Here is a 9,373-nt window from a genome sequence, read left to right as displayed (position 1 = left end):
GATGGCCGGGTTCGTTTGAGTTTTTGCCAAAGGCAAAATTATCAGGATGGCGAAATCATGCCACCAGCCGTGCGGGAACGCAATAGGGCCTCAAGCGGCCTCCTTCATCTGGTAGATTGCGGCTGCCACCGGCGACAGAGCGCGCTTGTCGATGTCCTCGCAAACCTCGAAGCAGATCTGCACGAAAGGCTCCCAGTCGCGGGCCCAGGCGCAGGATGGCAGCGTCACGCCATAGGTTTCATCGATCCAGCGCTTGAACCACTCCGCGCTCGCGAACGGGTCCTGGGCCGATGACTGCCCGCCCTGGTGCATCCGCCGGTACCGGAACATGACGCCCTTGGCCACATATTCGCAGCGCTCGCGCTTGGCCGCGGTCATTCGTCCGGACCTGGCCATGGCCATGCTGAAGATCACTTCCTCGGCCACCTCCCGCTCGTCGTCACTGCAGCTCGGGGCGTACATGAAGTTTCCGAAGGCGCGCAGACTGCCGGGCAGCTTGTAGATTGCAGCCTGCACTCCCCCAGCCAGCGCCTGGTGCACAGCATGGCTGGCCTTGCGCTGCTTCTCCGTCGTCTGGACCATCGTGCCCAGCAGCCCGAGCTGCTCGATGAATACGCCCTGGCTGTCCCATGGGGTGTGCAGGCAGTCGTGCCAGGCCTGGCGGGCGCTGTTCAGCTGCATGGGCCGCCCTCCTCGCGCTTACGCTTGGCTCTGATGACGGCAGCGCGCGCGAGCGCATACCCGCCGAAAATAACCATGGCCAGAATCAGCAGCTGGCCGCTGTCGGTTGGTGTCCAGTTCATGCTGCTGCCCTCCGTAGGTCTTTGAGTTTTTGCCTGTACAGGGCCTTGATGGTCTGCAGGTCTTCGATGGTTAGGCGCTGGGGCTTATGAGGCCCTTCGAGCCAATCAACCTGGTCGGCGCCGATGCGCTTCACCAACCGAATGCGGTACTCGACCGCGTTACCCGACAGGTTCCGGTTGCACTTCACGCACTGGCGGTGGACGTTCAGCGGTTCGAACCGCAGCTCCGGGCAGGCTCCTACTGACCGGTAATGGCCCGCATCCCAGCGGCTACCGGTGATGAGGTCGTGGTCGCTCGGCAGCGAGTCGCAGCTGATGCACGGCAGACCGGCGTCGCGCTCCCGGATGTAGGCATTGAACGCGGTCTGCGCCTCGGTCATGTGCTCGCGGCGGGTCTTCAGCTTCTCCCGGCGTTCCTTGAGGTCTTCCCGGGCCTGCTTGGTGATTGCCTTGGCCGCAACCTTCTGCAGCTTCGGATCTTTGGCCATGGCCTTGGCACAGGCGATGCTGCACACCTTCTGCGTGGTCATTGTCGGCTTGAAGAGCTTGCCGCAACCTGGCGCCTTGCACTTCTTCGGCTTGATCTCGGCTACGCGCATGGCTCGGCCTCCGATGCGTAGATGATCCCTGCCGCAACTGCCTTAGCGACCAGTTCCGTGCGGTTGGAGGCCCCCAGGTGCAAGCGAGCGTCTGCCATCCTGCTGGTGACCGTTCCCGGCGAAATGCCGAGCTCGCGAGCGATCTGCTTTCCGCTCTTTCCTGTTGCAGCGAGAACCACGCACTGCACCCCGCGCCGCGTCAGGCCATGGCCATACAGCCCCCGCCAGCCGGGCGCTGCGAAAACGCCTTGGTCCTTGTTCCGCTTGAGGTTTGCTTCCTGGCTCTTCATGCCGCCTCCTCGCTGAGCAAGTCGCTGAACACCACACCCTGCGGCGCGAACTCTGCCACGATGCGGTCGGTGTACTGGCAGCCCTGGGCCCGGTCGAACAACCGAGTGACCGGGAAGCCATCCGGCCCGAACATCGCGCACGGCCCCATCAGGCGCAGCTTCACCTCATACGGCAGGTGGATGAACGACTCGGCCCAGCCGGTGCGGAACTCATCGCAGCCAGCGCGCATGATCGGCACGCCGAAGTGCAGCTTGCAGTACCGGCGCACATCCTCGATGTCGCCCATCTCGGTGCTCTTTGCGATGCGGTCGTACATGGCGAACCACAGGGCGTTCTGGTCCAGGGTGCGATCCTTGCCCGGACGCATGGTGACCACGACGAACTTCTTGTCGCGGAACAGACGGGTGAGCATGGTCACGGCCTCGGAGAGCTTGGCTTGGCAGTTGACACTGATTTTTTCAGCCATTGAACGCATCCTCCGCCTTGAGCAAAGCCCGGTCGTGATAGACCAGACCCCGAGCCTTCGAATGAAGGGCCAGGCGACGGATGCCGCCATCGTGGTGCCCCTTGAACCCTTCCCAAGTCGAATACCATTGCTCGAGCATGGACAGGGCCACCTGGATGATTAGCAGCCGGCGGTTATCGATCATGGTTCGCCTCCTTGGCCATGGCTGCGTCGAAGCGGGAAACCCTGGAGTCGGTTTGCTGGTCGAACTGCTCGTCAGTGAAGCCCTGATGGTTGGCGACACGGCGAACGCCGCGGTACCGCTCGGCATCCTTGCGTAGCGCCTCGTTCTCGGCCTTGAGATCTTCAATGATCTGCTCATAGCGCTCCTGCCCGGACTTGTAGTCTTCGTTCTCGGCCTTGAGCTGGGCGACTGTGATTCCTTGTGCGGGGGTCATCAGATACCCTCCTTGCCGCGATGGGATTCCCACTCGAACGGGACAACGATCATTCCGCCCTCGCGCAAGCGGTCGACACAGCGCTCGCCCATGGCCATTGGCAGCTGGCTGCCGTCCAGGTTGGAAATGACCACCGTGGGCTTCACCTGCTCGTAACGGCCGTTGATGATCGCGAACAGGGTCGTCAGCTCGAAGTCGCTCGGCTGCTCCTTGCTCACGCCGACTTCGTCCAGCACCAGCAGGGATGGCTCGATGAGGCTGGCCAGGATGCTCGCCTCGGTCGCCTCGCTGGAGCGGTCGTAGGTGGCGCGGATGGCCTGCAGGACCGAACCGACAGTGCGGTAAACGGCCGAGTGCGACGTATTGCGCATGAGGTCGTTCGCCATGCCGGCGCCCAGGTGGGTCTTTCCGGTGCCAGGCTTGCCCAGCAGCACCATGCAGCGCCCGTTCTCGGCGATCTGGTCGAAGGTCTTCACGTAGTGCCGGCAGAAGCGCAGCGCCTCGGCCTGGCCCTTGTGCTCGGCCTTGTAGTTCGCCAGAGAGCGATCAGCGAAGCGTTTCGGGATCAGCGAGTCGCCTAGCTTGCGGGAGATCGCCAGGCGCACGTTCAGGGCCTGCTCGGCCTCTGCGCGCGCCTCGCGCTCCTCCTTGGCAATGCGAGCGCATTCAGGGCAGAGGCTGCGCAGTGCCTTGCCGAGCAGCATGGTGACCTTCTGCTCGAAGGGGCCGTGCTTCTCGCACTCAGCTGGCTGGATGCGGGCAACGACCGTGCCTTGGTCGATCTGGACGACGTTTTCAGAGCGCATAGCTACCGTCCTCCCGCTGTTTCAGGCCTGCGGTGTAGTCGCGATCAGCGAAGCCGTGGTGGCGGCTTGCTTGCTGCGCTGCGGGCTTGCTCGGGAACGGTCTAACATTGCTCGCACGGTTCTGGTCGTTCTTCACCCACTTGACCAGCATCTGCACCCACTTGCCCTGGGTTTGCAGGCCACCACTGGATTCGTGGTGTGCGGTGAACGGCGCGATGGCCTCAGGGGTGAACAGATCGACCGACACGCCGTAGTGCACGCAGTAGGTCTTGAGAGACTTGGCGTCAGGCACCCAGTCCAGGGTCATCTCGACAGGGGCTTTCGGGTCGACAGGTTGCGAGGGGGCTTCGAAATCTTGCTCGCCGACCCCGGTGGCGGGAATTTCCTCGCCCGCGCTGAGAGAGTTCTTTATATCTCTTCTCTTCTCTTCTCTGGTCCGCATTTTGTCCGCATCACTTGCGGACACATTGCGGACAGATTCGCCCTTTCGAGATGCCCTTTTGCGCTCACTGTCGTTGGCTCGACGCTTTGCACTGGCCCCGTTGTGCTCGTCAAAGCGAGGCATGACAAGGCTTCCGTCGTCCTCGACATCAGCCCATTCGACGTCGACCATGGCCTGAGTGAAGCCCGGCCAGCCGATCACGGCATCCATCGCATCCGTGGTGTAGCCGTGCAGCACACCGTCAGCAGAATGGGTGTCAAAGATGCTCCAGACGACATGCAGTCCGCCAATAACCCGCAATCTGTCCGCACGCAATGCGGACACCATGCGGAAAACTTTCGGATGGGTCTGAAGATCTACTCGCATTTTGATCCAGTCTCCGGCCATTACTTGGCTCCCACGCCGACCAGGTCGACCAGGTCGACGAGCTCTTCGAAACGATCGATGTACCAGTGCGGCTGTGTTTCCCGCGGGCATTGCGGGCTGGTGATGTTTTTCCCGTACCGCAGGCCCTTATCAGTCACAGACCAGAAGCACACGGGCTCGCGCTTGCTGTTCTGGCGGGTTCTCGCCTGGAGAATGCCTAGGCCAGCAAGGGCGCGATTGAAGGCAGGAGCTGACTTGTTCACGCCATGACGCTTGAGCAGAGTTGTTACCGCCATGGTCGGCATCGAACTGCCACCCGTGGCGTCCGGTGGCGAGTCGATGGCATATCCCGGCAGAAATTGGGGGTCGAGGCCGTTGTTCTCGGCGATCTTGGTAAGCATCGCCAGCTGGCTCGATGGTGCGGGCTTAAGCAGACGGGTGAAGCACTCCATGATGGCGATTTCGCCAATCACCTTGGTGCCGTTAGCTGTCACAGCCTGGCGCGCTTCTGACTGGCCTTCCAGTTCCCGCCAGCGGCGAATCACCTTCATACGCAGCGCAGGGCTGTATCCAGTCAACAAGCAATCGGTATGCTCGCGGTCGAGCATGTACTGCACCTGCTCACGGTTTCTCCCATCGAGATAGATGTCCTCAAAACTGAGGGGATCGACCTTGAGGTCTTTCAGCATCGCAACGATGTCGCGCTTGACGTTGTCATGGCGCTTGCCGGTCAAGCTGGCGATCTCTTTGGATGACATCGTGCGCGCCACGAAACCGCTGGCAGCATTTTGTGGCGCGGGCCTCGGGAGGCCCTGTACATCGGGTGGTTGGATATGCATAATCGACTCCAGTCATATGCAGTTGAAAAGGCCGGGCCGCAATCCCGGCTTTTTTGTGCCCGCAATTCGGGCTTATCAGGGCCTGATCAGGACCTGACGTGGAACGGCTTTACATTGCCTCGCGGATTACGAGGCTTCGTTCGGCTTGCCAGTTCTTTCCGAATCAGCTCTGCAGCAAGGTCTTCAGGGCTGACGCCCCGTCGCTTTGCTTCCTGCTCAAGCTGGCTCATCAGCGCCTGGTCCAAGCCGATCTGTTCGATAGGCATTGGCCCCTCCTAAGGGCCTTCAGGCCACCGCTTGTTCGCCTGTAGTCTCCGAAGACAGGGCGGCAAGTTGCGCTTCAAGAAGCTCGCGACAAAGAACCGCACGCTGAGTGCGATGGAACGTCGCTAGCGCCTGAATTAGGTTGAATGTGTCCTCGTCGACCCGGACCTTGATCTCGCGGTCATGCAGGTGATTGCGGTTGGCGTACATGCGGGAGTAGCTCCTTGCAGTTGGAATTAGTTAGGCGGCGACTTGTGCCGGCGGGAACGCATCATCAAGGGCGCAACTGGCGCCCAGGACGTTCAGCGCTTCCACGATCTGGCGCGCCTCTTGAAGGCCCGGATTCCTGAGGCCTGATTCGTAATTCGCCAGGCGGGACTGATTCCAGCCGAGCTGACGGCGCAGCGCTGCCTGGGTAACGCCAGCCCTTTCGCGGATCGTTCGGACTTGGTTCATACGGTCTTCCTCCATTGATGACCGAAGGATAAACACGCATCGTGTTAATTGCAATCACAATAAGTGAAAGCTGGGTATTTCGTTTCGTGATGAAATTCCGCGCATGAACGAATCATTGAGCCAGCGCATCAAGCGCCTGAGAAAAGCCAAAGGGATGTCCCAGGCCCAACTTGCGGAGGCCTGCGGCTGGAAATCACAATCCCGGGTTGGTAACTATGAGGTCGGCACTCGCGAGCCGACCCTGGCCGATATCGCCTCGATGGCAGCAGCCTTGGGCGTGGACCAGTCCGAGCTGCTCCTGAATTCGCCGGCGCCAGAACCAACTGCCGCGCCTGAGCGGAGCATGGCCGATCTTGTGAAGCAGATGCTCGCAAAGAGCGGAAAAGGCTTTTCCGAAGAGGCGCGCCGCCGGCTTCTCGCAGCAGCTGAGGAGCCGCAACCGTCAAACGTGATTGAGGCTGACTTCTCCCGGCCAGGCCTGGTAGGTGATGAGGTGTGGATTGCCCACTACGATGTCCGAGCATCAATGGGCGGCGGTCAGAGCGCGCACGACTTTCCAGAGCTGCTCAAAGACATCCGCGTCAGCCCGAGCCATCTCCGTGAGCTGGGCGTCGAGTTCGAAGAGCACTTCCACCTGAAAGTGGTCACCGGTTGGGGCCAGTCGATGGAGCCCACCATCAAGCACCGTGACCCGCTGATCGTGAATATCAACGTCCGCGAGTTCGTGGGCGACGGGATCTACCTCTTCGTCTGGGATGACCTGCTCTACATCAAGCGCCTGCAGGTGGCTGATGAGGAGCACTTCGAGATGATTTCGGACAACCCGAGGCATAAGGATCGGCTGATCCGCCGGGACATGACCTACATCCAGGCCCGCGTGCTGCTGGTCTGGAACGCGCACCTGGTATAGCCATGCTCCTCACCAAGCCAAACCAAGAGCTGCGCCGCGACCTCCAAGGCCGGGCCTCGGACCTGAAATGGTCTGCGGTGGAACTGGTGCGAATCGCCGAGCGAGTAGATACCGCATGAGTAATGGGATCTTGTGGGCATGGGAAGAAGACGAGTGCCGGGCACTGCGCAAAGTGCTGAGAAAGTACAATGCCTCCGCCTCGAAAGCTGATCGAATCACCCAGCAAAAACTGGCAGCAGCCAGGGAACATTGGCCGAGGAAAGGCTGAATGGTCTGGGGCGGTGGCGACTTGTAGTCAGAACTCGGAAAGCATGGAGTGCCAAAGTGGCACGATAAAGGAATGCAAGGTGAAACTAAAACCTGATGATTATCTCCTTCGCCAGAGGCGTATAGCAGGATATCGTGCAGCTTCAAGGTTGCGAGGGAAAGCTAGAGCATCACGTAGGGCCGATGACCAAAGGGTTCGCCCTGAACCGGTTGTGGCGCCGAAAGAAATTGGACTCTTCAACCGAAATGTCCAAGCCGAGCTCGCTATCTTTCTAAAGAGTCTGAGGAAGGCGTGTCTTGCGCACAAGGCAGTCAGGATCATTTTTGCAAAAACGGAAAAAGTGAACTGCTGCGGCGCGCTCTTGATGCTTGCAGAGATTGATCGGTTGAGCCGGTCGCTTCAGGGCAAATGCACACTGACATGTGGCTATCCTAAAGACAAAACGGTAGAGAAAGCCTTTCAGCAGATCGGTCTTCTGAGTCTTCTCGGGCGCCAGCACCGTCTCGAGATCACCAAGGAAGACACCACGGTCGCAAATTGGCGATACGCATCCGACGTGAGCGTGAACCAAGCAAGCGCGGACTCTTTGATGAAGGTGATCAGGGCGCAGGTGCCTGCTGGGTACATGAAGCTTGTCTCAGGCGTCGGAGAAGCTATGGACAATGCTGTTCATCACGCCTATATCAGACCTCGTGGCGATCAGTTGAGCGGCATTGCTGCTGCTGATGAGCGCAGGTGGTGGGTATTCGCCGAGGTCCTTGAGGGATGGCTGCATGTCGCTTTTTGTGACTTGGGTCTTGGCATACCTGTCACATTGCCTGAAAAATGGGCTGAGCAAATTCAAGACATCTTGAGGCTGACAACGCTGTCCGAGGGGAAACGTGATAGAAACATGATTCGACGGGCCCTGGAGCTGGGTCGAACGAGAACCAAGCAAACGCACCGTGGAAAGGGCCTGCAGCGCAACATTCTGCGGGCCGCCGAAGATCTTGGCGGTCGCCTGGATGTCTACAGCAATATGGGCGCGGTTGGTTTTGATTTCCGCAGCAAGCCTCCCAAGCACAAGGAGAGCGCTTACGCTGAATCAATCCAAGGGACAGTCATCCAATGGTCTGTGCCACTAACGGAAACGCAGGTTGTGGAAGATGAACATGACAACGATAGCAATCGCCAAAGAGTTTAGTGAGTACCCTGCCGGGCGCTACCGCGTAGACGGCGATTTTTCGGGAGAAGTCTTCAGGGATGACCTACTGGTGCCCAAGCTAAACCAGTATGACGTGGTTGAGGTGGATCTCGATGGGTCCATGGGCTACGGCTCATCTTTTCTGGAGGAAGCGTTTGGGGGGCTTGTTCGCCTCAAAAAGTTCACGAAGGAAGCGCTACACAAAAAACTGAAATTTCGCTATCAGGAAGACCCCTTCGTGATAGATGAGATTTGGCAGTACATTGATGCGGCACACGCGTGACCTGTTGTCATGGATAATGGCGACGTTCCTGCATGGTTAGCTTTGTTTATTTCAGTGTGTACTGCGGTCCATCAGTGGCGGGTTAATGCCAATTCTGAGCAGGTCAGGAAAGACACCGAGTCGAAGGCAAACGCGCAGCGAGAATCTGATCAGAAGAGACAGCGGGTTGAACAAATCCTAAGGGATCTCGAAGATCTCGCAGCTTTGTCGCTTGATTATTGGATGAAGCCTGGATCAGACTCGGGCGCATCGGGAGTGCTTATCAACAGCAAGGTCAGAGACATATCCTCCAGAATAAGTCGTTACGGAATGTTTTTATGGCCGTCTGCTGGTCAGGATTTTCTATTGTTCAAGCAGGCAGTAACTGGGGGTGCATTTCAGTCCGTCACTAGGGCCGCAGAGCGGCCGCTGTCCACTACGGTGCGCAATATAACCTCCACATCCGCTCAGCTTAAAGACAAGCTCCGGGCGGAACTCGATAGGCTTGATATGCCTACCAGATATTGATTTGCCCGGCCCAGCGCCGGGCTTTTCATACTTGCGCTTCCCGTGTCGGCGGTTTTTTCATGCTTGGCATTCCGCCACCCCTTGCCCTAAAATCCGACCAAGCTGAAAGATCAGCCCTATCGCAGAGAGCCCGCCACTGAGCGGGCTTTTTGTTGCCTGCTACGATTTCCTCACCACTTGGAGGAATCGCTATGGCCGACCTTCCTGACGACCCTACAGCGGCGCTGCTCTACCGCCTCAACCAGAACATCAACGCGCTTGGCGCCGCCATCGAGGAGGTTGGGATCTGGCTCGACCAGCGAGGGGCAACAGAAGCGCATGGCCGGATCAACGAGCATCTGGAGGTGCTGATGGATAACAGCGACTCCATTGCCGAGTTGCTGGCCGAGCTGATCGCTAAGCAGAATTCGGACAGCCCTGGCGCCTGAGTGGGAGCGCTCCACCACCAGGCAC

17 protein-coding genes are annotated in these 9,373 nt (G+C 59.2%); 4 read left to right on the top strand and 13 right to left on the bottom strand.

Going from position 1 to position 9,373, the window contains the following annotated elements; translation table 11 throughout:
• Nucleotides 1–90: 90 nt before the first annotated feature.
• The 13 genes from R6G97_RS21450 to R6G97_RS21390 all read right to left on the bottom strand — a co-directional run bounded on the left by R6G97_RS21450 (nucleotide 91) and on the right by R6G97_RS21390 (nucleotide 5,769).
• Nucleotides 91–681, bottom strand: a complete 591-nt coding sequence (locus tag R6G97_RS21450) for a hypothetical protein (protein WP_317847485.1) — start codon at nucleotides 679–681, stop codon at nucleotides 91–93.
• Nucleotides 672–803, bottom strand: a complete 132-nt coding sequence (locus tag R6G97_RS21445; RefSeq protein ID WP_269806472.1) for a hypothetical protein — start codon at nucleotides 801–803, stop codon at nucleotides 672–674. Before R6G97_RS21445 ends, R6G97_RS21450 begins: the two co-directional genes overlap by 10 nt.
• Nucleotides 800–1,402 carry a recombination protein NinG gene (locus R6G97_RS21440; RefSeq protein ID WP_317847484.1) on the bottom strand — a complete coding sequence of 201 codons (603 nt, stop codon included), beginning with the start codon at nucleotides 1,400–1,402 and terminating at the stop codon, nucleotides 800–802. The genes R6G97_RS21445 and R6G97_RS21440 overlap by 4 nt, the downstream gene beginning before the upstream one ends.
• The gene (locus R6G97_RS21435) at nucleotides 1,393–1,692 is read right to left on the bottom strand and encodes a response regulator transcription factor (protein WP_096010387.1); all 300 of its coding nucleotides are present in this window, start codon (nucleotides 1,690–1,692) and stop codon (nucleotides 1,393–1,395) included. Before R6G97_RS21435 ends, R6G97_RS21440 begins: the two co-directional genes overlap by 10 nt.
• The gene (locus R6G97_RS21430) at nucleotides 1,689–2,159 is read right to left on the bottom strand and encodes a hypothetical protein (RefSeq protein ID WP_317847483.1); all 471 of its coding nucleotides are present in this window, start codon (nucleotides 2,157–2,159) and stop codon (nucleotides 1,689–1,691) included. Before R6G97_RS21430 ends, R6G97_RS21435 begins: the two co-directional genes overlap by 4 nt.
• The gene (locus tag R6G97_RS21425; RefSeq protein WP_224455890.1) at nucleotides 2,152–2,343 is read right to left on the bottom strand and encodes a hypothetical protein; all 192 of its coding nucleotides are present in this window, start codon (nucleotides 2,341–2,343) and stop codon (nucleotides 2,152–2,154) included. Before R6G97_RS21425 ends, R6G97_RS21430 begins: the two co-directional genes overlap by 8 nt.
• Entirely contained in the window at nucleotides 2,333–2,596 is a 264-nt protein-coding gene (locus R6G97_RS21420) for a hypothetical protein (protein ID WP_317847482.1), read from the bottom strand. Before R6G97_RS21420 ends, R6G97_RS21425 begins: the two co-directional genes overlap by 11 nt.
• Nucleotides 2,596–3,402: an ATP-binding protein gene (locus tag R6G97_RS21415; RefSeq protein WP_317847481.1), complete on the bottom strand. Its 807-nt coding sequence runs from the start codon at nucleotides 3,400–3,402 to the stop codon at nucleotides 2,596–2,598. The genes R6G97_RS21420 and R6G97_RS21415 overlap by 1 nt, the downstream gene beginning before the upstream one ends.
• Nucleotides 3,392–4,231 carry a DnaT-like ssDNA-binding domain-containing protein gene (locus tag R6G97_RS21410; protein ID WP_317847480.1) on the bottom strand — a complete coding sequence of 280 codons (840 nt, stop codon included), beginning with the start codon at nucleotides 4,229–4,231 and terminating at the stop codon, nucleotides 3,392–3,394. Before R6G97_RS21410 ends, R6G97_RS21415 begins: the two co-directional genes overlap by 11 nt.
• Nucleotides 4,231–4,968 carry a Rha family transcriptional regulator gene (locus R6G97_RS21405; protein ID WP_317848171.1) on the bottom strand — a complete coding sequence of 246 codons (738 nt, stop codon included), beginning with the start codon at nucleotides 4,966–4,968 and terminating at the stop codon, nucleotides 4,231–4,233. The genes R6G97_RS21410 and R6G97_RS21405 overlap by 1 nt, the downstream gene beginning before the upstream one ends.
• 167 nt (nucleotides 4,969–5,135) lie before the next feature.
• Complete coding sequence (locus tag R6G97_RS21400; RefSeq protein WP_317847479.1) at nucleotides 5,136–5,315, bottom strand: hypothetical protein; 180 nt, start codon at nucleotides 5,313–5,315, stop codon at nucleotides 5,136–5,138.
• A 19-nt stretch (nucleotides 5,316–5,334) separates the two neighbouring features.
• The gene (locus R6G97_RS21395; RefSeq protein ID WP_317847478.1) at nucleotides 5,335–5,523 is read right to left on the bottom strand and encodes a hypothetical protein; all 189 of its coding nucleotides are present in this window, start codon (nucleotides 5,521–5,523) and stop codon (nucleotides 5,335–5,337) included.
• A gap of 30 nt (nucleotides 5,524–5,553) precedes the next feature.
• The gene (locus R6G97_RS21390) at nucleotides 5,554–5,769 is read right to left on the bottom strand and encodes a helix-turn-helix transcriptional regulator (RefSeq protein WP_009397152.1); all 216 of its coding nucleotides are present in this window, start codon (nucleotides 5,767–5,769) and stop codon (nucleotides 5,554–5,556) included.
• Nucleotides 5,770–5,872: 103 nt separating this feature from the next.
• Between R6G97_RS21390 and R6G97_RS21385 the strand changes: the two genes are divergently transcribed.
• The 4 genes from R6G97_RS21385 (at nucleotide 5,873) to R6G97_RS21370 (ending at nucleotide 9,348) form a co-directional block, all read left to right on the top strand.
• Complete coding sequence (locus R6G97_RS21385) at nucleotides 5,873–6,679, top strand: XRE family transcriptional regulator (protein ID WP_063912525.1); 807 nt, start codon at nucleotides 5,873–5,875, stop codon at nucleotides 6,677–6,679.
• Between the two features lie 347 nt (nucleotides 6,680–7,026).
• Nucleotides 7,027–8,130, top strand: a complete 1,104-nt coding sequence (locus tag R6G97_RS21380; RefSeq protein ID WP_317847477.1) for an ATP-binding protein — start codon at nucleotides 7,027–7,029, stop codon at nucleotides 8,128–8,130.
• On the top strand, nucleotides 8,093–8,413 hold the full coding sequence (locus R6G97_RS21375; RefSeq protein ID WP_317847476.1) for an STAS-like domain-containing protein: 321 nt from the start codon (nucleotides 8,093–8,095) through the stop codon (nucleotides 8,411–8,413). The genes R6G97_RS21380 and R6G97_RS21375 overlap by 38 nt, the downstream gene beginning before the upstream one ends.
• 698 nt (nucleotides 8,414–9,111) lie before the next feature.
• The gene (locus R6G97_RS21370; protein ID WP_317847475.1) at nucleotides 9,112–9,348 is read left to right on the top strand and encodes a hypothetical protein; all 237 of its coding nucleotides are present in this window, start codon (nucleotides 9,112–9,114) and stop codon (nucleotides 9,346–9,348) included.
• The last annotated feature ends 25 nt before the right edge of the window (nucleotides 9,349–9,373 follow it).

The organism is Pseudomonas sp. HTZ2 (genome assembly GCF_033173945.1).
GTDB classification, from domain to species: domain Bacteria; phylum Pseudomonadota; class Gammaproteobacteria; order Pseudomonadales; family Pseudomonadaceae; genus Aquipseudomonas; species Aquipseudomonas guariconensis.
Note: the sequence above shows the minus strand (reverse complement) of the source record. Positions and strands in the feature narration are given on the sequence as shown.